The organism is Streptomyces sp. NRRL S-378 (genome assembly GCF_000720645.1).
Taxonomy (GTDB): Bacteria; Actinomycetota; Actinomycetes; order Streptomycetales; family Streptomycetaceae; genus Streptomyces.
The window spans coordinates 1-24,157 of sequence record NZ_JOBX01000092.1 but is presented as its reverse complement, the minus strand read 5'-3'; the positions used below and the strand labels follow the sequence as shown (position 1 = coordinate 24,157).

25 protein-coding genes and 1 pseudogene are annotated in these 24,157 nt (G+C 71.8%); 17 read left to right on the top strand and 9 right to left on the bottom strand.

Features of this window, described 5'->3' with window-relative positions:
- From IH80_RS46575 to IH80_RS46570, 6 genes and pseudogenes are all read left to right on the top strand, one after another.
- Nucleotides 1-180, top strand: a 180-nt coding sequence (locus IH80_RS46575) for a hypothetical protein (RefSeq protein ID WP_234432499.1), incomplete at its 5' end; no start/stop codon positions are given.
- A gap of 109 nt (nt 181-289) precedes the next feature.
- On the top strand, nt 290-685 hold the full coding sequence (locus IH80_RS0135790; RefSeq protein WP_030965992.1) for a MerR family transcriptional regulator: 396 nt from the start codon (nt 290-292) through the stop codon (nt 683-685).
- A gap of 148 nt (nt 686-833) precedes the next feature.
- Nucleotides 834-1,715: an NADP-dependent oxidoreductase gene (locus tag IH80_RS0135785; RefSeq protein ID WP_037882065.1), complete on the top strand. Its 882-nt coding sequence runs from the start codon at nt 834-836 to the stop codon at nt 1,713-1,715.
- Nucleotides 1,716-2,276: 561 nt separating this feature from the next.
- On the top strand, nt 2,277-2,906 hold the full coding sequence (locus IH80_RS0135780; RefSeq protein WP_051810294.1) for a hypothetical protein: 630 nt from the start codon (nt 2,277-2,279) through the stop codon (nt 2,904-2,906).
- 117 nt (nt 2,907-3,023) lie between these two features.
- Nucleotides 3,024-3,308, top strand: coding sequence for a hypothetical protein (locus IH80_RS0135775; RefSeq protein WP_030965989.1), 285 nt, complete (start codon nt 3,024-3,026; stop codon nt 3,306-3,308).
- 411 nt (nt 3,309-3,719) lie between these two features.
- Nucleotides 3,720-3,888, top strand: a pseudogene (locus IH80_RS46570) (RNA polymerase subunit sigma-70); the annotation flags it as partial.
- Between the two features lie 121 nt (nt 3,889-4,009).
- On the opposite strand, the gene IH80_RS40165 reads toward IH80_RS46570, so the two are convergent.
- Nucleotides 4,010-4,234 carry a hypothetical protein gene (locus IH80_RS40165; RefSeq protein WP_051810293.1) on the bottom strand — a complete coding sequence of 75 codons (225 nt, stop codon included), beginning with the start codon at nt 4,232-4,234 and terminating at the stop codon, nt 4,010-4,012.
- Between the two features lie 314 nt (nt 4,235-4,548).
- Between IH80_RS40165 and IH80_RS45120 the strand changes: the two genes are divergently transcribed.
- A complete protein-coding gene (locus IH80_RS45120) occupies nt 4,549-5,184 on the top strand; it encodes a hypothetical protein (RefSeq protein ID WP_158943788.1) in 636 nt (211 codons plus the stop codon).
- 263 nt (nt 5,185-5,447) lie between these two features.
- On the opposite strand, the gene IH80_RS45530 is transcribed toward IH80_RS45120, so the two are convergent.
- Complete coding sequence (locus IH80_RS45530) at nt 5,448-5,753, bottom strand: hypothetical protein (protein WP_030965986.1); 306 nt, start codon at nt 5,751-5,753, stop codon at nt 5,448-5,450.
- 808 nt (nt 5,754-6,561) lie between these two features.
- Here IH80_RS45530 and IH80_RS0135755 point away from each other — a divergent pair.
- The 6 genes from IH80_RS0135755 (at nt 6,562) to IH80_RS0135730 (ending at nt 10,846) form a co-directional block, all read left to right on the top strand.
- Nucleotides 6,562-7,017, top strand: a complete 456-nt coding sequence (locus IH80_RS0135755; protein WP_030965985.1) for an RpiB/LacA/LacB family sugar-phosphate isomerase — start codon at nt 6,562-6,564, stop codon at nt 7,015-7,017.
- A 233-nt stretch (nt 7,018-7,250) separates the two neighbouring features.
- On the top strand, nt 7,251-7,781 hold the full coding sequence (locus IH80_RS0135750) for an AAA family ATPase (protein ID WP_030965984.1): 531 nt from the start codon (nt 7,251-7,253) through the stop codon (nt 7,779-7,781).
- A 340-nt stretch (nt 7,782-8,121) separates the two neighbouring features.
- The gene (locus tag IH80_RS0135745; RefSeq protein ID WP_030965983.1) at nt 8,122-8,565 is read left to right on the top strand and encodes a hypothetical protein; all 444 of its coding nucleotides are present in this window, start codon (nt 8,122-8,124) and stop codon (nt 8,563-8,565) included.
- A gap of 65 nt (nt 8,566-8,630) precedes the next feature.
- Nucleotides 8,631-9,113 (top strand): hypothetical protein, encoded by a 483-nt coding sequence (locus tag IH80_RS45525; protein WP_199819359.1) that lies wholly within the window; start codon nt 8,631-8,633, stop codon nt 9,111-9,113.
- Between the two features lie 416 nt (nt 9,114-9,529).
- The gene (locus IH80_RS0135735) at nt 9,530-10,003 is read left to right on the top strand and encodes a hypothetical protein (RefSeq protein ID WP_234432498.1); all 474 of its coding nucleotides are present in this window, start codon (nt 9,530-9,532) and stop codon (nt 10,001-10,003) included.
- 390 nt (nt 10,004-10,393) lie between these two features.
- Nucleotides 10,394-10,846 carry an iron chaperone gene (locus tag IH80_RS0135730; RefSeq protein ID WP_030965979.1) on the top strand — a complete coding sequence of 151 codons (453 nt, stop codon included), beginning with the start codon at nt 10,394-10,396 and terminating at the stop codon, nt 10,844-10,846.
- Nucleotides 10,847-11,002: 156 nt separating this feature from the next.
- On the opposite strand, the gene IH80_RS0135725 is transcribed toward IH80_RS0135730, so the two are convergent.
- From IH80_RS0135725 to IH80_RS0135715, 3 genes are all read right to left on the bottom strand, one after another.
- Nucleotides 11,003-11,308 carry a protealysin inhibitor emfourin gene (locus tag IH80_RS0135725; protein ID WP_030965977.1) on the bottom strand — a complete coding sequence of 102 codons (306 nt, stop codon included), beginning with the start codon at nt 11,306-11,308 and terminating at the stop codon, nt 11,003-11,005.
- Between the two features lie 37 nt (nt 11,309-11,345).
- Nucleotides 11,346-12,542: a M4 family metallopeptidase gene (locus tag IH80_RS0135720; protein ID WP_030965976.1), complete on the bottom strand. Its 1,197-nt coding sequence runs from the start codon at nt 12,540-12,542 to the stop codon at nt 11,346-11,348.
- 701 nt (nt 12,543-13,243) lie between these two features.
- The gene (locus tag IH80_RS0135715) at nt 13,244-13,603 is read right to left on the bottom strand and encodes an SH3 domain-containing protein (protein WP_030965975.1); all 360 of its coding nucleotides are present in this window, start codon (nt 13,601-13,603) and stop codon (nt 13,244-13,246) included.
- A gap of 502 nt (nt 13,604-14,105) precedes the next feature.
- On the opposite strand from IH80_RS0135715, the gene IH80_RS0135710 reads away from it, so the two are divergent.
- The gene (locus IH80_RS0135710; protein ID WP_030965974.1) at nt 14,106-15,359 is read left to right on the top strand and encodes a DUF1266 domain-containing protein; all 1,254 of its coding nucleotides are present in this window, start codon (nt 14,106-14,108) and stop codon (nt 15,357-15,359) included.
- Nucleotides 15,360-15,644: 285 nt separating this feature from the next.
- Here IH80_RS0135710 and IH80_RS0135705 read toward each other — a convergent pair whose 3' ends face one another.
- Nucleotides 15,645-16,487, bottom strand: a complete 843-nt coding sequence (locus tag IH80_RS0135705) for a hypothetical protein (protein WP_234432497.1) — start codon at nt 16,485-16,487, stop codon at nt 15,645-15,647.
- A 1,457-nt stretch (nt 16,488-17,944) separates the two neighbouring features.
- Between IH80_RS0135705 and IH80_RS40160 the strand changes: the two genes are divergently transcribed.
- On the top strand, nt 17,945-18,712 hold the full coding sequence (locus IH80_RS40160) for a hypothetical protein (RefSeq protein ID WP_051810291.1): 768 nt from the start codon (nt 17,945-17,947) through the stop codon (nt 18,710-18,712).
- Between the two features lie 619 nt (nt 18,713-19,331).
- Complete coding sequence (locus IH80_RS0135690; RefSeq protein WP_051810290.1) at nt 19,332-19,607, top strand: hypothetical protein; 276 nt, start codon at nt 19,332-19,334, stop codon at nt 19,605-19,607.
- 461 nt (nt 19,608-20,068) lie between these two features.
- Here the strand turns inward: IH80_RS0135690 and IH80_RS0135680 are convergent, their stop codons facing one another.
- Entirely contained in the window at nt 20,069-21,025 is a 957-nt protein-coding gene (locus IH80_RS0135680; protein ID WP_030965967.1) for a GlxA family transcriptional regulator, read from the bottom strand.
- A gap of 82 nt (nt 21,026-21,107) precedes the next feature.
- On the opposite strand from IH80_RS0135680, the gene IH80_RS0135675 reads away from it, so the two are divergent.
- Nucleotides 21,108-21,701, top strand: a complete 594-nt coding sequence (locus IH80_RS0135675) for an MBL fold metallo-hydrolase (RefSeq protein WP_030965966.1) — start codon at nt 21,108-21,110, stop codon at nt 21,699-21,701.
- A 131-nt stretch (nt 21,702-21,832) separates the two neighbouring features.
- On the opposite strand, the gene tpg is transcribed toward IH80_RS0135675, so the two are convergent.
- Together tpg and tap are read right to left on the bottom strand one after the other, a co-directional pair.
- On the bottom strand, nt 21,833-22,387 hold the full coding sequence (tpg, locus tag IH80_RS0135670; protein WP_030965965.1) for a telomere-protecting terminal protein Tpg: 555 nt from the start codon (nt 22,385-22,387) through the stop codon (nt 21,833-21,835).
- Nucleotides 22,388-22,413: 26 nt separating this feature from the next.
- A partial coding sequence (tap, locus tag IH80_RS0135665; protein WP_030965964.1) for a telomere-associated protein Tap occupies nt 22,414-24,157 on the bottom strand: 1,744 nt, incomplete at its 5' end.

Here is a 24,157-nt window from a genome sequence, read left to right as displayed (position 1 = left end):
CATGCCGGCCCCGCCTGCCAGGACGGCACCAGTGGCGGCGGTAACGACTACGGCCTTGGCGAAACGGAACATCAAGATCTCCTTGAACTCACTCTGCCGTGGGGGAAGTACGGCACGGACGACGTCCCCCACAACGGCCGGAGGCGCCCGCCCGTCACGGACAATGGGCCGAACCGGTGAGCTCGAGAAGCGTCCGCTCAGCCTGACCCAGACCGCGACCGCCCGAGCCGTCATCCGCGCCCCCTCGGCGGTCCGAGCCTGGGGCACGCGCGGGCGTAGGCTCTCCAGGATGCGGATAGGCGAGTTGTCGAAGCGCACGGGCGTGAGTCCGCGCTCACTGCGGTACTACGAAGAGCAGGGACTGCTGGGCAGCTCACGCTCCGACGCGGGGCAGCGTCACTATTCCGATGCTGCGGTCCAGCGCGTATCGCTCATCCGGCAGTTGTTCGACGCGGGTATGTCCAGCCGGGTGATCGCGACGGTGCTGCCGTGTGTGGACGTCCCGGGTGACCTGGGCGTCGCCGAGGAGACGTTCGCGGCGATGATGCGCGAGCGCGACCGGGTCGACGCCGACATCGCGCACCTGATCGAGACCCGGGATGCACTCGACGTACTGATCAGGGCCAACAGCCGGTACCGGGCGGAGCTGTCCACGGGCCCGGAGCCGGTGGCGCAGTCGACCTGATGCTGTGATCTGCATCTCAGCCTGTTGCCCCTGACATCAATGTCAGAGGTGAGGATGGCGACAGCGCCCGGAATCACCGGGTCGGTCGGACGAGAGGCGGCAGAGGATGGGGCAGGCATGGGGTTTCGGCAGGTATGGCGGGCCCGAGGTGCAGGAGTTCTTCGATCGTCCCGATCCCATACCCGGTCGCGGTGAGGTGCTGATCCGGGTCGATGTCGCCGGCGTGAATCCCCTCGACCACCTTCTGCGCTCCGGTCTGGTCGACGGGCTCGACGGCGGGCGTGTGTTTCCCCGTGTGCTGGGCATGGAGGCAGCCGGAACCGTTCTCGCCCTGGGCGAGGACGTCAACGGGCTTGAGGTGGGTGACGCGGTCTTCGGCTTCGCACTCACCGGTGGCGGCACCTACGCCGAGACGACGGTGCTGTCCGCGCCGAACACCGCACGCATCCCGGATGGTCTGTCCGCAACCGTGGCGGCAACGCTGCCAGTGGCCGGGACGACCGCGGTGGACGTGCTCGACCAGCTCGGCCTCCCGGCCGGTGCCACGGTCCTGGTCAACGGGGTCGGGGGCGGGGTCGGCCTCGCCGTCGCCCGATTGGCGATCGGCCGCGAGCTGCGCGTGATCGGCGTCGGGAGTACTGCCAAGCGCGAGCACGCCGAGGGCATTGGGGTGTGGTTCATCGACTACACCGCCGAGGATGTGGCCGCCGCGGCACGCGATCTGGTTCCGGGCGGCTTCGACGCGATCGTCGACCTGGTCGGAGGCACCTCGCTGCGGACGGTCGCTCCGCTGGCCCGGAATCCCCTCAACGTCATCGCTGTGGGCGACATGTCTGTGACCGATCTCGGTGGGCGTTTCGTCGAGCGTCGCGTCGACCGCGAGAACCTGGAGCGTTCGGCCCGGCTGGCCCTCGACGGAGTCCTCGCCCCCGTGATCACCGCGGTCCATCCGCTCTCCGACGCCCCGGCCGCACTCGCCACCGTCGAGAACGGTCACACCTCGGGCAAGGTCATCATCAAGGTGGCATGAGAAGTGCCCGGCACTCGGCTACGGCGAGCGGCGTACACCGCTGGTCCGCCTCCGGGCCCTGCGGGCCGCCAGGCGCGGCAATCCTCCCCGCGCCCCCGAGCGCCTCGATCGGGGTGGGAATGACGACGGCCCCGACGCAGGGAGCGAAGTCGGGGCCATCACCCGCGCGAGTTCCGCCGTGGGGGTGTCGGAACTCGTGCGCCTGTCGCCGTGCTCAACGCGGCCCGGGCGCCACCGTTACGCAAAGGCGGTGAGCCGAACCCTTCGGGGGTGGGCGCCGTTGCACCGCCCCCGCCCGTAGCGGCGGACCCGACCGGTGAAAGGACAGCACCGGCTGGTTCAGACACCCGAGGGTCAGATCGCGCGCTCCCCGCCGCAGGGCGTCTGGTCACCGGCTTCCTCCGACACGAGCCGGCCGGTGCTGGGCACTGCCCCGTCTCCTCCGGCGGGGGGGGTGGGGTTCGTCCAACTGCGCGCCTCATCTGGCAGGTGCCGTCGATCACCATAAGCCTGAGTCCGGTGCCCTGCGCCCGCAGGGACGCCTGTGTGGGAAGGACTCAGATGTCTGAACGCAACACGGTCATGCGCAGTCTGCATGACATCGGCCTGGCGGCTTGGTTCGGGGGCTCTCTCATGGGGGCCGTCGGGTTGAACGGAGCGGCGCGCAACGCCGTGAAGGAGCCGCCTCTGGCCGCGCGGGTCGCCAGCGCCGGCTGGGCTGCCTGGACGCCGGTGAACGCGGCAGCGATCGGCGCCCACCTCGTAGGCGGCGCCGGACTCCTGGGCGCCAACAGCGCCCGCGTGGCGTACCAGAGCGGTGTGGGCGCCTCCACCCTCGCCAAGACGGTCCTCACCGGAGCCGCGCTCGCCGCCACCGCCTACAGCCGTGTCCTGGGCAAGAAGATCGAGCTCGCCTCGTCCCCGGACTCCGAGGATCGGGAGGCTGCCGCCGACCACCCGGTGGAACTGGGGCAGGCGCAGCGCCACCTCGCGCTGCTGCAGTGGGCCGTACCGGCCCTGACCGCCGGGATTGTCGTCCTCAACGCGCTGCACGGAGAGCAGCAGCGCCCCGAGCAGCAGCAGGCGGGAATGCTGCGTCGCGCCGCCTCCCCCCTGGCCATGGCAGGCGGCAGAAGCATGGCCGCCGTACGCCGTGCCTGCCACCACGGCCCGGTGGCCGGCTACTGCTGAACTTACAAGCCAGCCTGCCCATTCGGCCCTGTGTCGGACGCTGCCCTGTCCGCTGCTCGCTGGCCCCAGTTCGATCCGCCCACCGCACCAGAGGTCATTCACACAAGGAGACAGGCCATGGCCAGAGCTACCACGACCAAGGTGACGCAGCCCGTCACGGACGACAGCATCAAGGTGCGCCAGCTCAGCCACTACCAGTTCAGCTGGGTGGCCGGCGCGCCCGGCGCCAGCGGCACCATCACCCTGCAGCTCGTCCTCGACGAAGGAGCCTGGGAAGAGGTACTGACCGTCGACGCCGACGACGCCGACGTCCTCCAGGATCTCCTGAGCAGCACACCGACCGTGCACTACGACGTCAGCCGCCGAACCCTCATGTTCGGTGTGACCGCCGTCGGCACCTGAGGGGACACCGGCCCCGCAGAGCACCGCGGGATCTCCCGGGGTGCAGGCCGACGGTGGCGTACCAGGCTAGGCTTCCCGGCTCGGTACGGGTCCTGTTCGTCGGCACTGGCCCGTTACGCGCTGTAGAGGATGGGGCATCCGCGGGGCGGCCGCCGTGGTGGACTGTGGGGCTGCCGGACCGGTGGTCACAACCACGGTGAGCCGGTCCCGGCTGCCGGTAGGAGCCGTGGGGTGGGTCGGCCATGCAGGGGCCGACCAAGGCGGTGATGAGTTTGCGGGCGGCCGTCTTGGTCAGCCGCCCCAGCGCCGCCTGCGTCTTCTCGTCGGTGCCGCGCCGCGCGACGGCGGTGCCGCCCACGGCCTTGTTGAACGCGGCATCGAACCGCTCACGCCCCGCCTTGGCCACCTTGCGGTTCCCCCGGGTTCGGCCAGTACCGCCCCAGGCTGACGGCACCGGCTGCCCTGGGCTCTCCAAGTCCTCGAGTTCCGCGACGACCGGATCAGCGGCATCGCGGCCTACCGTGACACCGAACGCCTCTTCCCGCTCTTCAGCCTCCCGGGCCGCCTGGGCGAGGTATAGCACGATGCAGCGTTCGAGCCCGACTACGGGTCGAAGTCATCGGCGAGGGGGCGTAGCGGGAGCGGTCGTCGTCAGGGGGCAGTGTTAACCGGGTCGGTAGCCAGGCGTGTCGTCACCGCTGTCAGCCACAGCAGGCACAAGGACCGCTCCGGCTGTGAAAGCCGGGACGTAGGGCGGCGGAGGCCGCGAAGCCGGCGAGGACGGCGCCAGGAACGAGACGCGAGGCCACGGCCCACCCGTCGTGGCCCCGGCCGGCGAGCGAGCCGGCGAGCACGACGAGGGCGGCACCCAAGGCGAGGTAGCCGAGCATGCCGGCGGCCGTGTGGACGGCGCCGTCGCTGCTCATCACAGTCGTGTCGGGGACTCCTCTCGTGCCCGGCCCTCTCGGCCCACGAGCCGACGCGCCGCCGTCCCCGCCGGCACAGCGGCGCCCGTACAGCGCCGCCCTCATCACCACTGCTCCCCCGGTCCAGCTATCTACCGGCCGCGGCCCGCAACACTCGAACCACCGTGCCTGTCATCGCCGGCTCTTGCGTCACCGCCGTGTCCCGGTGCTGTAAGGGAACTGGGCTCGGGGCACCAGCCCGCCCAGTCGGCCACTAGCGTGCGGCCATGGGGCCCAGCAGCCCAGCCGACCACCACACCCCGGGAGACTCCGCCATGCCCACCCTTGGTCCCCGCACCCTCCTCGCCACGATCGCCCTCGCAACCACGCTGACGCTGACCGCCTGCGAGCCCGCAGCCGAAGCCGAAGCCCCTCCCGCTCCTCCCGCCGCCTCCGCCACCGTCTCCGCGCCCGCCTCCGCCACCTCGCCCGCCGGTTCGGGCAAGCGCACGCTGGCCGAGGCCGCCACCGCCGGCGGGCTCACCAAGGCCACTGATGCCGGCGCGGTCTCCGACGTCCCGGTTGACCCGGGCGAGATGCGTGACGGCATGCACCTGGTGGTCGCTGACTACAACCGTGCCGGGCAGACCTCCGGCCGCCGCATCCTTTTCGTGGGCGTCGACAGCGTTCCCGAGGACCCGAACAAGCGTCGCGAGCACCTCTGGCGCGGCCTGATCGACTACGCGCTGCAGAACGGCTCCACCGGCACCCCCACCACCGCGAAGCCGTACCAGCCCGGCCCCTTCGGCGGATCCCTCGAGTGCCTCAGCCTGCCGGAGTCCGCCAGCACCACCGACGTCATCTGCGGCTGGTCCGACACCACCACCGCCGCCGTCGCACTCTTCCCCCGCACGACCCCGGCCGACGCCGCCCGCCTCTTCGCCGCCATGCGCGCCGACCTCGAACACTGACCGCCCCGTCTACCGCACCCCCATGGCAGGAGCGTCGCGCAGGCAGCGCCGCCGCCGGGCGATCTACGCCAAGGTCGGTACCGGAAAAGGCAGTCAGCAACACAGAACGCGAACCCCGATCGACGGAATTCCGCCCGACCTCAACGACCGATCGGAACCGGCATCTTCGTCTCCGCTGCCGAACCAGCCGCTTCCCTACGACCGTCCTGCAAACGGTGAACCCGGGCAGGACGTCCGCCGGGCCTTCCTCGTCGCGTACGAGCTCACGCCGCGCAGCGTAGGACCGCTGCCACTCCGCTCGGCCACGACGGGTTCCAGTGCTCGTCCATGGCCTCCCGTACGGGCGGCTCAGTCGAGTTCCCAGGGTTCGAGAAAGTCCGGATCGTACTGCTGCTCCGTGCGGCGTGCGGATGAAGAGGGGCGAGCTGCGTCTCCATCTCGCCCCTCGGGATCTTGGAGTCGATCACGAAGGTCTGCACGTTCGCACTCGAGTCCAGGAGCTGATGGATGCTCTTGAAGATGCGCTGGACCGGCTTCCCCGCGAGGGGCGACGACTCCGGTGCTGTCATGTCCTTGCGTGCACGGTGACCTTGCGGCCGCCCTGCGGCGACACGGGGGATCACGGTCTCCGTCTGGTCGGCATGTCTCCCAGCGTGCGGCGACCCGGACCGCACGGCATCCGGAGCGGGATTCGCTTCCGCACGCTGACCGGCCATGAAGCGGCCCGCAGGCGGCCCCGAGAGGAGGCGGACGTGATGCCTTCTCAGAATTGCTGCGAGAAAAGGCGTCCTCCCCGGCCGGGGCAGGACGTTCGGCGAACCCCCGGCGCCGGCGCTCGGACCGCCGCCCCCGGGCAACGGACCCGACGGCAGCAGCCCGGCGCATCATGTCGAGGCGGCCGGACAGTACGCTGCGGACCGTGCACGTACCCGACCGGTACGTCTGGGTCGCTCTTGGTCTGGCCGTTCTGCACGCCCTTGGCCTCGTCCCCATCGTCGGCCGGCTCCGCGGACCCGAGCCGGCGCTGCGATTCCGGGCGCGTCTCGAACTGCTGGAGACGGCCGCCATGCTGTTCCTCGTCGGCGGCCTGTTCCGGAGCGTCACCTTTCGCGGACACCTGGTTCCGGCTCGTCGCCACCGGCTTCGCGGTCCTGACCGCCGGCTGCGCCGCGAGGGGCGTCCGCGGACTCCGTGCCCGCCGCAGCACCACTTCCCGGCCCGTACGACAGAAACCGTCTGCCTGCGCCCCGGCCGCCGTGGCGGGGGTGTCTTTGCAGGAAGAGTCGCCCGCGTGAACCTCCAGGCCCGGCGAGTACACGGGGGTCTCGTATGCCGGCTTGCGGCGACCGTCCTCCCGCGGCTGGTTAGTCTCGGGGCATGCGGATCTCTGTTTCCTCGGACATGGACGAACCCGTGGCTCGCGCACTCCTCGGGCACCTACGCGACCGCGGACACGACGTGGTGGCGTACGGGGCGCTCAGCCCCGGCGATGATCCGCAGTGGGCAGCCTGCTCGGAGGCGGCGGCCCGCGAGGTAGCCGCCGGGAACGCCGACCAGGCGGTCGTATGCTGCTGGACCGGTACGGGTGCGTCGATCGCAGCGAACAAGGTTCCCGGCGTTCGCGCGGCCCTGTGCACGGACGCCTACACGGCGGACGGTGCGCGCCGCTGGAACGACGCCAACGTGCTCGCGCTCAGCCTGCGCCTGACCTCGGAACCGCTGCTCAAGGAGATCCTCGACGCCTGGTTCGCCGCCGAGGCGAGCGCGGACGCCGAGGACCGGGAGAACGTAGCGCGCGTCAATCGGCTCGACACCACGAAAACCACACCCTGACCGTGGGGTGCAGTGCCGGCCGGGCGGCCGGCGGACCCCCTCGGATGGCCCCGGCTTCGCAGACAGGGGACCATCTTGTTCCCCCCTTCCCGGTTGGGTATATCCCGTACCGGTCCGTAAGCCGACTCACGGGGCCGCGGTCCGCTCGCGGCGTTTGTGCGTACGGGACCCTGCGCGACCGGCTTCCGAAGGATCCTGCGCTGGACCGCCCGGTGCCGTCCTACGATCCCCCGATGGAACGGGTGCTCGTCCTCGGGATCAGCGGAGCGGGAAAGTCCACCCTGGCCAGGGCTCTGGGGCGGGACCTCGGTCTGCCGTACCACGAGGTGGACGCCCTGCACTTCTGCGGACCGCAGTGGCAGGTGAGCTCCACCTTCGCCGAGGACACGGCCCGCATCGTGGCCGGGGACCGGTGGGTACTGGACGGACAGGGGCCCGCGGCGGTACGCGACCTGATGTGGGAACGGGCCGACACCGTGGTGTGGCTCGACCTGCCGCGACGCCTGGTGATGCGGCGCGTCCTGCGACGCTCGCTGGGGCGGAGCCTGCGGCGCGAGCAGTTGTTCGGCGGGAACCGGGAGGGCTGGCGCGAATGGCTCCGGGCGGACCACCCGGTCTGGTGGGCCTGGTCCCGGTTCGCGGAGCGACGCGCCGAAATCGAACGGCGCGCCGCGGACCCGCGGTTCGCGCCGCTGTGCGTAGTCCGTCTGCGGAGCCCGCACGAAACGGCACTGTGGCTCGGCGGTCGCACCAGAACCGCCTGATCCGGGCCCCTCGAAGGTGCTGACCGGCGAGCACCCGGGGGCGCTCCGGTCTCCTCGCGGCCGGTGCGCGTACGCCGCACTCCTGGCGCCGCTGCGGGCTGCGGGGCGCGGGCTGCGGGGCGGCGTCGGGTTCGGGGCGTTGTCCTGCGCGACCCGCTCGGCGACATCGGAACAGTCGGCCGGGCCGGCTGCCGGGTCGCGGCCGGCGCGTGGCGGTCGTTCGGGGGCGGGCCGATTCCGCCGGCGCGACGCTCATACGGGACGTGACCGGTTCCCGTCAGGAGGTCGGAAGCGCGCGGCACCCGCCGCTCGCCGCACACCTCGGGAAAGGGAACGCACGATGACGCACTCGTCACCGACCACGCGCCGGAGCGGACGCTTCGGCACCGCCGGCCTGCGGGCACTCGCGGGGCTGCTCCTGGCCGTCGCGTCGATCCTGATGGCGGGTGCGCAGCCGGCGGCCGCGCACCCGCCGAGCGGATCGGTGCACGTGTGGGCCTCCGACGTCCGGGTGCGCACCTGCCAGAGCACCACCTGCTCCCTGGCGACCACGGAACGGCTGACCAACGTCCGGGTCCAGGCGTACTGCCAGATGGACGGAGGCGCGGCCGGGCGCGTGACGGACGGCCCGTACACCAACACGTACTGGGTCCAGATCATCACTCCCGGCCGGACGCTGGGCTGGATCTCCGCGGTGTACGCCAGCGGTGGTTCGAACAACTCCCCCGTCCCCGGCGCACCGGTCTACGGCCCCGGTGACCCCGTGCACTGCGAGTTCATCTAGATCCGCCCCCTGACAGCGCCCGTCACCACCGTTCAGCCGATCATCCGACCACACGCGAGGAACCCGTGAACACTCGACGTCTTCTCAAGGTGACGACCGCCGCGGCCGCCGCCGCGGCGGCTCTGGCCCTGGGGTCGCCGGCGGCCGTCGCATCGCCCGCGGCCGCCCAGGCCGGCCCCCCGGCGGCCACCGCCACGCCCGCCTCGCCCGCCCCGCCTGCGTCGCCTGCCTCGCCCGCGTCGCCCGCGTCCGCGGCGGCGACGTCGGTCTACATATGGGCGACCAATGTGAACGTCCGCTACGACGGGGCCGACGCCGACTGCGTCCACTACCCCTCCCGCGGCTCGTGCGTGAAGATCGTCGCCACGGTGTCGCGGACGAGGGCCGAGGGCATGTGCCAGCACCCCGGCGAGGAGATCGTCGACAGCGGGTACCGCAACCGCTGGTGGACGCTGCTCAGGCTTCCCGACGGCACGATCGGCTGGGTGAACAACATCTACATCCAGGGCGGCGAGAAGATCGCGGGAGTGCCCGACTGCGGCTGGTAGGCAGCATGTTGGGGGCACACCGGGTGCCGGGGCCGTCCGTGGTGGCGGCCCCGGCACCGGTGGTGAGCCCGCGGGGCCCAGCCGACGGTGTGCGTGCACGGCCCGACGCCGACGCCGCGGGCGATCCGGCGCAGTGCGGCGGTGACCTCGTCCTCGGCCCCCGGACCGGGGTGTCCGGAGGCCACGTAGGGCGCGGGCGCGAGCGTCAGCGGGCCCCGTGTCCGGAACAGCACGGGACCGTCCTGCCGGCCCCGCCACCGTGGCGTGCCAGCGGGCGCAGTCGCGTCCCGTCGCGTACCGTCGCGTTCGCGTCCCCGGCCCCCGGTGTGGTGGCCGTGCCAGAGCCTCTTCACACCGCTGGACAGTGCAGCCCGGTTGCCCGTACCGCAGATGGCGTCGCCGGCCTCCTGACGGGAGTGCTGCGCGGTCGCCGCCACCGCGCGGCCGTCCTGGCCACGGAACTCAACGTCACGGGAGCCTGGTGCGCGAGCACCACTTCCGGTTCGGCCGGCTCCGGCCGGTGCACCGGTTACGGCCCGGTCGTGGACAGCGACGCGATCTTCGGCTCCCCGTACCCGGTGTTCGGTGCCGACCCGGTGTGGAACGCCGTCGACCCGGCCGCCCCGCCGGCCAACCTCGCCCGGCTGTCGGGCACCGGCATCACGCTCTACACCGGCAACAACGACCTCGTCGACGTCCACACCGCAGCCGCCTCCCACACGGTCAAGGGCCGCCTGGACCGGCTGGGCATCCCCAGCCGGCTCGTCGACTACGGCAACGGTGCGTCGCTCTCCCCGAGCTGCAACGGCGGTCACAACTACGGCTGCTGGGGCCCCGCGCTCGCCGATTACGTACCGCGTCTGGAAGGCGCCTTCGCCGCGGCGGGCTGACCCGGGACCTGGCGCGGGGAGGGGCCGGGCAGGGGATCGGACGCAGCGCGAAGCGAGGGGACGACCAGCACGGACGAACGGGGCACGGACGTCTGGGGTGAGCGCGTGCTGCGAGCGGTCACGCGCGCCCGGCTGCCGAAGGTGCTCGCGGCCCTCGAACGCGGCGAGAGCGTGACTTCGGGGCCTGCAAGGCCGACCAGGCCCGTCGTGGCGGGCCGGATGACGACGGGCCCGTACGCACCACCGGGGGCCGGCACCGGGTCCAGGTCCGTGGTGTTCTCCGTGGCCGGCACGGAGGCGGTACGCGGCCCCGCCGGGGCACTCTGTGGTCACGGCGACCGGCCCGGGAACAGACCGGGCCGATCAGCACCAGCGACTCGAGGAGCGACCATGGCCGGCACCGCCAGCAGCAGCACGTACGAGGGCTTCAGCGCCGAGGAGCGGGCCGCGATGAAGGCCCACGCCCTGGACCAGAAGAAGGCCGCACGCCGCGGCACCGCCGCGGAAAAGGCAGCGGAGGCGGAACGGGACGTCCTCGCGAAGATCGCCGAAATGCAGGACCCGGACCGGATCCTGGCCGAGCGCGTCCATGCCGTCGTCACCGCCAACGCCCCGGCCCTCGCCCCGAAGCTCTGGTACGGCATGCCCTCCTACGCTCTGGACGGCAAGGTCGTCTGTTTCTTCCAGAGCGCAGAAAAGTTCAAGGCACGCTACGCCACCCTCGGCTTCAGCGACCTGGCCAAGCTGGACGACGGCCCCATGTGGGCCGCCGGATTCGCCCTCACCCGGATGACACCCGAGGTGGAGACACGCATCGCCGAACTCGTCAAGCGGGCCGTGTGAAACGCGACGGCCCTGGCACACGCCGGCCTGGCGTGAACCGGGCCGGCGTCGGCCCGGGCCGACTCGGCGCGGCCCGGGCCGATGGGGCCCGGGCCGCTGCGATGGGGCCGGGCCGGCTGGGCCGCCGCGCTCGTTCGTGATGGCCGGCGTTCGGCTTCACCGCTGCTGCGCGAAGTGGGCTCGGAGCCAGGCGAGCAGGGCCGCGAACGCAGGGGACTTGGCGGTGTCCGACTGGGTGAGAACCGTCGAGCGGCCCCCGACCTCCACCGTGATCACGTAGCTCATCGCGTCCCTGCCGCGCCCGTCCTGTTCCTCCGCGGGCATCGCTTCGGCCGCCGCCACCAGCCGGGCCAGCTCGGCCGCATCGCTTTCGGGCAGGTCGTCCGTGTCCAGCACGTCGGGCCGGCGGCGGAAGTTTGCCGCCGCCGCCAGCCCGCCGTACGACTCCAGAGTCACCCTCACGGCGCGCAGCCCCTCGACCGGCGGGGCATTGCGGTGGTCACCTGGCGCCCTTGAGCGCGGTCACTTCCTTGGCCAGTCCCGTCACCTTGTCGCTCAGTGCGCCGATCTGCCTGGTCAGGGCTGCCAGCCCGTCCTCCCGGCCTGCGCCACCGTGCCCGTTGAACGCATGGCTCCGCGCCCGGGCGAGGCCGCTCGGGACACTTCTCAGGGGGACCTCCACTTCCTGCCACGCCGCCATCACGGCCGCCTGCTCGGGGCTGCCGACGCCGAACAACTGCCCGGCCTTCTGGAAGGTGGTGTCGGCGAAGTCCTGGAACTGGTCGTCGGCGGCGGATGCCTTGAGCGATTCGTACCAGATGGTCCCGGCGGTCTCCCACGCGAATCCGCCGATGCCCACGGAGGCCAGGTAGAACGCCTTGTTCGGAATACCGGAGTTGTAGTGCACGGCACCCCAGTCACCGAAAACGGTGTCGGGCATGTGGACGAACTTGCTCATACGGTCGGGCTGGGGGTCACCTGCGAACGCCGTGCCCGGGGCCTTCAGTGACCGCAAGGCATCGCCCTCGATCGCCGGGGTCCACACCTCGGCCCCGATCAGCCAGTCCGCCTCTTCGGCCGTCTGCTTCAGGGACCACTGCTTGACCAGCGACCCGAAGACGTCCGACATCGACTCGTTCAGCGCCCCGGACTGCTTGTGGTACTCGAATCCCGAGGTGAAATCGGTGACTCCATGGGTCAACTCGTGGGCGATCACATCGAGGGAGCCGGTGAGGTCGCCGACCGTGTCTCCGTCACCGTCGCCGAACACCATGCGCTGGCCGTCCCAGAAGGCGTTGTCGTACCGGAGGCCGAAGTGGACGAACCCGTCCAGGCGCATCCCCCGGCCGTCGATCGAGTTGCGCTGGAACGCCTCCTTGAAGAAGTCACGTGTCAGGCCGAGTGCTTCGAACGCCCGGTTGACGGAGTCGTCCATGGACGCCGGTCCGTCTTCCGACCTGCCCAGGACGGCGCCGGTGAAGGATTCGGTGTGCTCGCAGTCGAATACGGTGCGCCGGCCATTGCCGGGCGCGGCCGCGGCGGCGAAACTCGCTCGCACCGATCGCTCACCCCGCAGGCGTGCCGTGGTCAGCAGGGTGGCCAAGGCGGCCTGCCGGACGTCACGGTCGCCGCTCTCCATGAGCTTTTCGAGGATGTACGGGGGGATGATGCAGTTGATCGGGCGGGTCCTGCTCATGGGATACCTCCTGAGTGAGAGGACCGAGGGGTGATCGCTTGGCCCGGGGGCCGAGGTGCCGACACCGGCTTCGAACCCACCCGCGCGGCGGCTTCCATGACCTTCGAAGGGGCCGGGCGCAGCCTGCCGCGGCCTTGAACAGACCGGGGGGCCGCGCGGCACATGCAGACAACAGCGGGTACCCGCGGGTGCGGCGGCAGTGGAGGAAAAGTCCGGCGCCGGCCTGCCCCGATTCCCCCTGCAGGGCCACGCTGATACCACCAGTCTCCTGCCGGTCGTAGCGGCTGGCAAACGCAGTGCGAGCGGCCGGAACGCCGGGCGGGCAGGGAGCGGCCTCGGAGCGGTGCGTGCGTGCAGGGAGCCCGGGGGGGGCCACGCGATGCCCTCCCGTAGATCAGTCGCTTCGCCTGATGCGACGGTCATCTGATCGAGGCCGGCCGGCGGATCCAGGAGGCGTACGTGAAACGGCGCCGGAGGCCGCGCAGCGGCCCCACTTCGCCCTTACGCCCCGCGCCGGGCCCGCCGCGCGGGGGCCGGCCGCCCGGGGGCCGGCCGCGCGGGGACGTCGCCCGGGGACGTCGCCCGGGCAGGCCGGTCCCTGGCTCCTCCACCGTCCCGGTCCTGACGCACGTGCAAGGTGACGGCTCGGAACCAGGAGGTTCGAAAGGGCCCGAGCGGGTGGCGTTCGCGGCCGGTGGATGTCAGTCGAGCTGCATGGGCACGTTGATGTACTGAGCGGCGACCCAGCCCTTCTTGCCCTTGTGGGCACCGGACTTCACCGTGACGTAGCCCCAAGCCCCCGGCTTGCCGTTGCTCCCCTTGTTGCACTGCCAGTACACATCGGTGCCCTTGGAAAGCAGGCCGGTGGCCGTGTACCCGGTGCCCGGCCCGGTACGGAAGTTCACCGCCGTGTACACGTCAGTGTTGATCTTGATCTGGTGGGTGCAGGCTCCACTGCCGATGGTGGCGGCGCTGGCGGTCGAGGCGGTGGTGAGGGCGCCGCCCAGGAGCAGCGCGCCGGTGGCCGCCACGGTCGCAACGCGGCGGGTGAATATGTTCATGTGCAATTTTCCGCCCTGATGTCGTCGGCCCGGGCTCGGTCGCCGGGGCCTGGGAGAAACCTCTCCACCCCGGTCGCCGACGCGTCGGGGAAGGGGTGAAGCAGGGTCGGAAGCACGACGGGCCTGTCGCGTTTCCGCATGTGATCATACGTATACACCGGGAGTTGATGGCCATCGGGTGCGGCGGCGGCCCACCCGGCAGGGCGGCGGCATTTCCAGGCGCTCCTCCCGGGTGAGGGCAGTCCGCGCGGACCTGCCCACCGGCCGGCGGGCCCCTTGACTCGATTCCGTTCGTAAAGAAACCCCCGGAGCACAGTGTCTTCGCTGCGACGACGAGTGGGGTGCCGGGTGCGTCCACCGGCGGCCGGCGGGGCCCGGGAGTACGTCGCGTACATCGACGCCAGGCCTCGTGCAGGGCCTGCTCACCTCTTCCGGCCGTCCGGAGCGGGACCACCGGCAACCGGCACGCCGACGGCGCTGAACAAGCCTTTAGGGTTGACCCATGAGCTTGACAGCAGGTCACGAGGAGGGAGCCCTGCCCGGTCCGTCGGCGTCGGCGCGGGGCTGGCAGGCGCCGAGCGCGGTCGAGCGGGGGCTGTACGAGGCGAAGGTGCGCGGCGACTGGCCCGCGTACTACGACCTCGTCGCACGGGCCGACCTGTACATGATGCAGTCGCGGGCGTACGCCGACGCGAACGCGGGCAACACCCGTTTCCACCCCTACTGGAACCCGCAGACCCAGACCATGTGCCTGGCCGTCTACACCGGCGGCATGCTGCCGCCGCCCGTCGCCGACCCGGTCTACAACTGCTACGACCTGGGCTGGTTCGCGAAGGTCTGGAACCAGAGCGACCCGCCCTACCTCGTGGTCAACCCCGGCAGCCCCTGCGAGGGCGTCCTGCCGGCCGGGCCGGAGGGCCGGGCCCTGTGGCAGCGTCACTCCGCCCCGGTCGAACGGCCGGGGCTGGCCCGGGACGTCGTCCACACCCTGGAGGTGGGTGGCCCCCGCACCGGCTCCGTCGCCTTCGGTCTCGCGGCCGGCGCGCACATCAACGTGCGCAACGGACGCTACTGGAACTCGATGGCGTACCACGGCTGCGGCTACCGCGACGAGAAGCGCACGCTGGAACGCTGGTGGGGCGTCACCACCCGTGAGGACTGGCTGGACACGCAGGAACAGCTGCTGCGCGCCGGGATGGTCAGCGAGGTCTGGGAGTTCGTCCTGCAACTTCGCCGCTCCATGGCCCTGGACTTCGCCGGCCCCGTCGAGGTCGACCACTGGCGCCAGGCCGCGGGGAACGTGGTGCGCCGGCGCGCCGAGGCCGCCGCCGGTGTCGCTCCCGGCCGCGCCGTCAGCGCCGCGGAGCTGGAGGGCCAGGTGACCGGCGTTCAGCGGCTGATCGGCCGTATCGCCCGCTACGAGGCGCGGTTCCGCGCCGACGGCCTGTTGCCCGAGGGGGGTTTCGTCCGGAGCGTCGAAGCCTGGGACTACGGCCGGGCCTCCGCCATGGCGCGTTGGGGACTCGCCGCCCGCCTGTGCTCCCTGCAGGAGGCGGAGGCGGCCGTGGTGCGGGCCGGCCGTCTCGTCCAGCTCAACTACCGCTCGTGGGAGGACTTCTCTGCCGCCTATGTCCTGGGCCGCTGCCTCCACTTCGACGACGAGGAGTTCGGCGAGTGGTACGAGACGGTCCTCGCGACCCACCGTGCGCTGACCACGGACCCGGCCAGCCCGTGGCGCACGCTTCCCTGGACCTGAGGATCCCGCTCGGGCCGACGGCACCTGGGGAGCGCGGGAGGCATCGTGGCCCGCGCGTTCGCGCCCGGCCGGACGGGCGGCCGGCGATCGCCGGCCGGGGGTTCACGTCGGGGTCGACGCAGGCCGAGGTGTCCCCGGAACAGAATGTCGCTGCCGCGCCTGCAGCCCGGGCCGGCAGACCGCCGGGATTCCTGCGCACTCCCCGGGCGACGCTCGCGCGCAGGTCGCGGTCGGCGGCGCCCCGGCCGCGGGCGGCGAAGGGGCGCTGTGCGCAGGCGGCGGCCGTCACCGAGTTCCTCCTCGCCCTCGCAGAAGGAACCCACCGCCCCTGCTTCCCGGGGGGCTACCGTCCCGGCCCCAGGGTCCGCTACCACCCGTCCCCCACCCTGTGAGCGAAGCCTGCCAGCCCGTGTGCCCTGGCGTCAGGTGCCCTGGATGTGTCCTCGCCGGGCTCGGGCGCGCTCTTCCGTGGCCGGGGTGGCAGCGGGCTTCGTACCGTCCCTGCGGGCAGCACGGGGGTGAGAGTGCCAGGGAGGGAGTCCGGGTCGTCTCCAGGTACCGCAGGTAGACCGTGTGCCAACGGCCCGCGTCGTACGGGCGGATGATGACCGGTTCCTCGGCCGCCATGCCCCTGTCGGCCGTGGTGATGAAGGGGAAGCGGTGCCGTGCGGCAGCCACTCTCGGATCCGTCCACGGCAGGAAGGTGACCGACGGGTTCACCCACAGCCGTGCCACCGCGCCGGCGGCGTCGGTGTCGGTGTCGGCGTCCCAGGCCAGGAACTCGTGTTCGGCCAGCCAGGCGGCCTCGCCCCGCACCTCGGTGACGGAACACCCCAGTCTTGTGGCGCAGTCGGCGAAGTCGAGGTGGGCGGGGCCGTCGTCCTGCAGCGAGCGGGCGATGAACATCAGCACGTCCGTCGTGAGGGAGCCGCTGACGGGACCTCCCGTCGTGTCGCCGCCGCCGGCCTGGAGGCGGCGCAGGAAGGGGGCCGCCAGAGTCGCCGGCCCGGTGAGGACGTCCCCGTCGCAGGTGCAGTGGCAGGGGTGGAGGCAGGTGGTCGTGCCTGCGCAACCGTCCGGCCCGGAATCGCTGTGCGGCAGCCGGCCGCAGGGCGGTGGCGTGGACATGATCTTTGCGCGGGGTGAACCCTGTCGTGCGCTGTCAGCCATCTCATCTCGTTTCGCACGGCGGCCGAACCGCCCGCCTGCTGGTCGTGGGCGTGCCGGGCCCGATGCCGCCGGTGTGGGGGAGCAGAGATCCTGCCGAAGATCTTTGGCGATTCCGCTCTGCGGATCCGCCACGGAACGTGATCCGAAATTCAACATTCCGGATTCACGGCAGGCCTCACGGGAATTCCGTAATCAGTCGGACCAGCACCTGCCGGCTGTCGGCACAATCCAGCAATGTACAGATTGCCGGGGTTTTTGCCGCCGACTTTTACGCACAGATTGCCGGGGTTTTCATGGATTCGGCAGCGACGGCGGCGACTGTCCGTTCGGTAGCACATTCTGCCGCCCGGCACCCGGTCAGGTGCCACGCTGCGGCGTCCGGAGGTGCGGCCGCTGGGGCTCCGAGCAGTTCCGTGCCCAGGGATGCCGGTACGCCGAACACCTCCGTCGGCGCTGCGGCCTTCCGGCGGGAGCGCCTGATGGCGTCCACGTGACAGGACAGAACCTGCTCGAAGCGCCGCTGACGTCTCAGCTCAAGGGCGTCCACCCGCCACAGGCCTACGCTCCCGGACGACATCCAAGCAGTGCAACCTGTGCCCAGTGCGGTGGAAATGAGCACGATCCACAGGAAGAGGTCTCCCACGGCTGACCTTTCGAAGGCTGGAGGTTCGCGGGGCGCACATGGTCGGCGCCCTCGACAGTCGGTGGGCATAACGCAGGGGCATATGCACAGTTGCGCCCTGTACTCCGGTTGCAGTCATGCACGCATTCCACCCCTTTATCGTTTCAGCCTCTTTTCCGATGCCCGCGAGGGAGCGGAGGGGCGGAGCCGTCGCCGCGGCGGCCGGGGCGTGCATCATCCGGCGAGAAAAGGATTCACCTGGGGCGGGGCTTGTACCGGAACAGGCGGGGCGGCCGGGTTGCGCCTATGCATTCACACCATCACCCGGATGGCGCATACCCTCACCAAGATCGGCAGCGTTTACGGAATATGACAACAGCAAAGCCCCCTTCCTTCTCCCCCGGGACCACTCGGATCGGAAAGTGGACTTTCACTCCGCGCCCGGCAGAATCCAGCGGATCCGAGAACGCGATGCTGGAACACGAGAACCAGGAAGTCGAGCTGAGATTCTCGTCCGCGGCCTTTGAGGACTTCCTCCATACGATGAGGAGGATTCAGGCCGAGTTCGAACGGGGGCTGGGGCCGGAGAGCGGCGGGCCGGCCACGGCTTCCCTCGGCGGGCCGGCCACGGCTTCCCTCGGCGGGTGCTCGGACGGCTTCCCCTGTGTATGAGCCGCTCGAGCACCCCGACATGCACGGCCCTCAGCCCCAGCAGGACACCACCGTGTTCTGGCGTCGATCGGACCCGGCACCGCAGCACGCTCCAGGGGAGCAGCCCGGATGGTCCCATGAAGTGAACGGGGGGTGGGATCCGGCGGAGGAGCTCGCCGGCCTACTGCAGGAGAGCTCCGCGCCCGGGCCGTTCGGCCGCACCCCCTACGGCGACGTGGTGAGCCCGGCGGGCAGCATGGGCCACGGCACAGGGCTGGAGCAGGCCACCGCCGAGGGCCAGCGCAGACAGACCTCCGGCGGGCACCGCCGGGGTGTGCCGCGGTCGCTGGCGGCGACCCTGCTGCAAACGGGCAGCACGTGCACCGCTGTGCTGGTCGCCGTCATCGCCACCCTGGTGAGCGTCCTCAGTGGGCTGGCCATCTGCGACACGCTGCGCCACAGCGCCGGACTGCACACGGCCCGCGGCGTGGTGAGCTGGTGGCCCCTGCTGGTCTACGGCCCTTGGATGGTCGCTTCCCTGTCCATCCTCAGATCTGCGCTGCACCAGCGCCGCGCGCTGCATTCCTGGTCGATGGTCCTGCTGTTCTCCACTCTGGCCACGCTCCTGTGCGTGGCCCAGGCGCCCAGAACTCTCACTGCCGGAATGTCGTCCGCGCTTCCTGCCGTCGCGACGCTGGCCTGCTTCCAGCAGCTGGTGCGTCAGATCACCCTCACACGGCCTCCCCGCCAGGCCGCTCCGAGACACCGCAACCCGCAGGGCCCTACGCTCAGACCCGGGCCCACCCCCGCGGACTGGACCGGTCCGGCCGGCGGCCGTCCCGGGTACCCCGGGGCCGGCAAGAGCGGCCGGCCGTCGTCCAGCAGTCGCGGGCTGGGGTTCGGCGCCTAACGGTCGTCCGTGTGAGACGGTCCCGTGCGCGCAGGCCGGCGCCGCTTCCCGCGAGTCGGCGATGCGCAGGCGGCCCCGGCACGCCGGAGCCGTCTGTCCGGCAAGAGGCTGCGCGGTCCCGCCGCGCACGTGCCGGGCACGCGGCGCCGTACTGCCGAGGGGGCGGGGTACCCGACGCGGTGGCGAGGCGTGGGCCACGGCCGACCGTCGGGGGTGAGCAGCATCCCGTGGCGGGCTGTCGCGGAGCGGGAAGCCTGGGGCAGCCGCCAAACTTGCTGGACAACCCGCTCCTTCCCACGCGTAAAAGGGTGCCTGCCTGCACCTTTGAAACGAAGATCGAAACCGATAGTCACGGGCCCTGCGCATATCGGGCACGGCTGCGCCGCGGCCCCTCGGGCTCTGCGCCACGGCCCGGAGCGAAGTGCTCTCGGCACGTCCTCCACCCGCTACGTCCACGCCACGGCCGGGAGCGGAAGTCCCGGCGCCGGCAGCCGTGACGGACCGGCGGATGCCGGTCCCGCAGCCGGGGCCGCCTCCGGGCGGCCGGACCGAACGGATCCGGGAGCTGGGCAAGCGCCTTGCTTCCACGCCGCATTCACTGCGAAAGGAGCCATACAGCATGGCTTACGAACTGACCCGTACCGAACGGATCCACTACAAGCGGCTCCAGGATGCCGCCTTCCAGGCCGGTGAAGAAGCGGTCGCCAACCTCAAGACCGCGCTCGCACTCGCCGGCTTGACCCTTCCTTCGCTGTGCAACGACGGCCCGGTGGCCGGCCACGGCTTCGTCCGGCTCGGAGGGTGCAACGCGGCCTTCGCCAATCAGCTCGCCGAGATCATCACCGCGGGGGCCAGGGCCGGTGCAGGTGCCGGTGCCCTGCAGAGCCAACCATGAGCCCCGGGAACAGACGGCCCCGCGTGCACCACCTGCTCCCCCGGCACGAGCGGTGCTCCCCGGCGCGGTGGTCCGTGGGCAGTCGGCCACGGCCTCGATCGGGGAGTACGGGGCGGCGCTGGCGAGGAGGGTGACCGACGTGACGCGCAGGGCCGCCCGGCGGCACACCTCCTCGAAGTCCGCGCGGTCCCAGCGGTGGTGAGCGGTGCGCTGCGGGGCGTGTCCCCCCGTGTCGTCCGTGTCGTCTCTGGGCATGCCTCCAGGTTCGCCGGAGTCGCGGGCCCTTGTCCTGGACGAAAATTCCGCGGTGGTTCCGCGTCCTGCCGTGTACGGGGCGGGGCTCAGGTCCGCCCCGTACCGCCGTGGCCGGAGCGGGCCCGGGGCGCGGGCGGGTGGTGTGCGGTGGGAGGAGGCCGCCCCGTACGCGGGGTGTGCCGGCTGCCGGCCGGGGCGCTGGTCCGTCAGGGCGTGGTGGTGAAGGAGCGGCGGTAGGAGCGGGGCGGCACTCCCCTGCGGCGCACGAACTGTTCCCGCAGGACGGCCGCGCTTCCGTATCCGACGCGGCGGGCGATCTCCTCGACGGGCAGGTCCGTGGTCTCCAGGAGCTCCTCGGCGCTGCTCAGGCGCAGGTTCCGCAGCCAGGCGTGGGGGGTGGTGCCGGTCGCGGCGGTGAAACGGCGGGCGAAGGAGCGTTTGCTCATCACGGCACGCCGGGCCAGTTCCGCGACGGGGAGCGGTTCGTGGAGGTTTCCGCGGGCCCAGGCGAGTACCTCGGTGAGACGGTCGTCGCCGCAGTCCGCGGGGACGGGGGCGGCCAGGTACTGTGCCTGCCCGCCGTCGCGGTGGGAGGGCAGGACCACGTCCCGGGCGACGGCGTTGGCCACTGCGGCTCCGTACTCGCGGCGCAGCAGGTGCAGGCAGAGATCGAAGCCCGCAGCGGCTCCGGCGCCCGTGAGGATGCGTCCTTCGTCGATGTAGAGGGCGTCGGGTTCGACGCAGACGTCGGGGTGGCGGTGGGCGAGGAGTTCGGCGAACCGCCAGTGGGTGGTGGCCCGCCGTCCGTCGAGGAGGCCGGCGGCAGCGAGCGCGAACGCGCCGACGCAGTGGGCCGCGACCAGTGCGCCGCGCTCGTGCGCGGCCGACAGCGCATCGAGCACGGCGGGCGGGGGTGGTGTACGGAAGCCGGCCCACGGCAGGGCGATCACGAGATCGGCGGAGGCGAGCCGGTCCAGGCCGTGCGTGATGGTGAGGGGCACGCCGAGGTCGGTGGGGACCGGGCCGGGCCGTTCGGTGCACAGGGTGAAGTCGAAGCCGGGCAGTTGCGCACCGTGCGGGCCGAAGACCTCGGTGGCGATGCCGACCGCGAGCAGGCCGACGCCGGGTGGGGCGTATGCGGCGACGGACGCGAAGGGAGGCACGCCTGCAGTGTGGCACTGATCCTGTGATCGGTGGCAACCGTGCCACTCGTGCACGACGGGCGTGCCCGGGAGGATCGGGGTCATGACAGACGCACCGCTCGGCCGCAGCGCCGTGTACACGATCCTGACCACCGGATACGTCGGTTCCACCGGCCCGGGAGTCGCCGCCACCGTCTCCTACATCGCCGATGCCGGCCGGCATGTGGTCTTCGACCCGGGCATGGTGGCGAGCCCCGGCCGCATCCTCGGCCCGCTCGCCGAGTTGGGGCTCGGGCCCGACGACATCACGGATGTGGTGCTCAGCCATCACCACCCGGACAACACCATGAACGTGGGCCTGTTCGGGCGGGCCCGGGTGCACGATCACCAGGTGGAGTACCGCGGCGATCAGTGGAGGAACCGGGATGCCGAGGGTTACGAACTGACCCCGTCGCTACGGCTGATCCGCACCCCGGGCCACAGCACCGAGGACATCACCCTGCTGGCGGGCACGGCGTCGGGCGTGGTCGCCTTCGCCGGGGACCTGTGGTGGCACGCGAACGGTCCGGCGGACGACCCGGTGGCCCCCGACCGTGAGGTGCTGCGCGCCTCCCGGCTGCGGGTGCTGGCAGCCGCGTCCCTGATCGTGCCCGGCCACGGGGGCCCGTTCAGGGCCGGCGACACCACGCCTCGCTAGCCCTCCGGGACGGTGCTTCCGCTCGGCTCGGGCATGATCGGCTCCGGTCGATGGCGGTGGTGCAGGGGTGGGTCGTGGAGGCATGGCGGATGGATCCGGCGTTCGCGGTGTGCGGCGCTGCGCGGCCGGGTTCAGAAGGAGACGTCGAAGTAGTCGATGTCGGTGAACTCGACGCGGAGCTGGTCGGCCCGGGTGCCGCCGTCCTTGAAGTAGATCTCCTGCAGTCCCTCGGCGACGATCGCGCGCAGGTCGCGGTCGTCGGCACCCCGGGCGCGGGCGTCGAAGAGGCGCTGGGCGTAGGCGGGCGGGAGGTGGACGGTGAGGCGGCGCACCCGGCCGTCGTCGGTGGTGCCGACGGGGGCGGTGTAGCCGAACCGGGCGCGGGTCTCGACGGTGATGCCGGTGCTGGTGGCGGCCTCCTTGCGGCGGCGGCCGCGGACCACGGGCTGCCAGCGGGCGCGTACGGCCGCCTCGATGCGGTCCGCGACCGGCTGGGGCGGGGTCTTGCGGTCGCCCTTGCGGTAACGCTCCACCGACCGCTGGCTGACGCCGAGCTCGGCGGCGACCGCGCGGGTGGTCTTGAGCTGTTTCAGCAGGAAGTTGATCCGGCCCTTCAACGTCTTGGGCGGGGCCTTGGTGAAGGCCTCCTGGTCGGCGCGGACGAGGGCGTCCTCGATCTCTCCCACAGCGGTTCGGCTCCTCGGCATGGGCGCTATTCGCCGTCGTCGAGGACGGCGTCGCCGCCCTTGATGTGGCGGGCGGGGTTGAGGCCCTTCTCCATCAGGTCGACCGCCCAGGACATTTCCTGCACGCCCTCGAGTTTGGCCAGGCCGGGGGTGGGGCCGAGGCGGAAGCCGCCCATCAGCGGCTTGCCCGGCGCGGCGTAGGGGAGGAAGTCCAGCGGGGAGGGGCCGGGTGAGGGGTAGACGACGCAGTCGGAGAGGACCGCGAGGGGGTACAGGCCGGTCAGCTTCACCATGTTGGCGAGTTTGCGGTGCATGTTGACGCGGGCTTTGGAGATGACGGCGGCGCGGATGTCGGGGCGCCAGGTGGGGCGTTGCATGGCGGGCCAGGGGTCGCCGTTGCGGTAGGTGCGGCCCTGGGGGCGTTCGCGGAGCTTGCCGATGCCGCCCTTGACGGTGGCCTTGATCGCGGCGAGGACGGCGGCCATGGCCGGGTCGGTCTGCTGGTGGACTGCCATCGCGGTGAGGAAGTCGGCGTCGGTGAGGTCGGGGGTGACGCCGAGGTCGGCGAGGGTGTCCAGGTAGGCGGTCTTGAGGCGGTCGTGCCAGGGGTCGAGGTAGGCGCCGGTCTCGCGGCGCAGGTAGGCCTCGAGGGGGTGGACGTCGTGGCCGAGTTCCTGGGCGTAGGCGAGGGTGTGGGTCTGGTACCAGGCCGGGCCGGCCGGGCGGGTGCCGTCGGGGGTGAACGGGGAGGGCAGGCGGGGGTCGAGGTCGATGTGGGAGAGGTCGGCGAGCCAGGAGCCGGGGATCTTCTTGTTGAACACCGGCCGGTGGAAGTGGTCGGGTGCGGAGAGGCCGACCGTCAGGCGTGCGGATGCGGCGAGGAAGGCGGTGTTGAGGTCGAGGCCGACGGCGTAGGGCAGCAGGCACTCCTCGTCGGAGAGGAGGGCGGGGTCGCGGACCCACTGGTAGGCCTCCTCGTTGAGGAAGCCTCCCGTCCAGCCGGAGTTCACGACGACGGGGTGTTCGGCGATCGCCTCGGGCGGTGCCGGGTCCAGCGGCTGCGAGCCGAGGCTGCCGGGGTTGTGGCCCGACACCCAGGTGCCGTTCTCCTGCACGGCGCGCGTGGGCGGGCGCAGCGCGGTCATCAGCTCCAGGCCGCAGACGGCGGTGGAGCCGCGCGGGGTGATGACCCGCCCGGCGTAGACGCCGAGGACGCGGGCGATGTCGGCGGGGTGCAGGGTGGCGACGCGGGGCCAGGAGCGGGCATCGAGGGCGTCCCAGGACAGGACGGCGAGCTGTACGCACTGCCGCGTGCTGCCGTCGGTCTTGCGGTAGATGCGCGCCCAGGGGCCGAACCCGCGCTGGGTGAGCTGCCACCTCGCCCTGCCGATCTGCTGCACGACCGGGTGGTCGTCCGCCAGGCGCAGGGAGCGGCGCTCCTCGCGGCCTTCGAGGCGTTCGGGGAGTCCGAGTTCCACGGCGGCGGAGGCGGTGAGTACGACGAGGGGGTCGGAGTCCTTGCCGTTGCGGTTGAGGCGCGGGGCGCCGAGGCCGGACTGGTTCAGCGTCCACTCCACCAGCTCGGTGATGGTGGTGGCGGGGCAGTCCAGCACGGTCCCGTTCATGGCGTAGGCGCTGCCGTCGCCGTCCAGGACGGCGAGCGGGCCGTGCGGGAACCGGGAATCGGCCGCAGTGGCGGGGGTGGTGGCGGGCCTGGCGGTCTTCTTCGCCGCGGGGCGGCGCGGCGTCGCTGCCGCCGGGGGGTGGGCG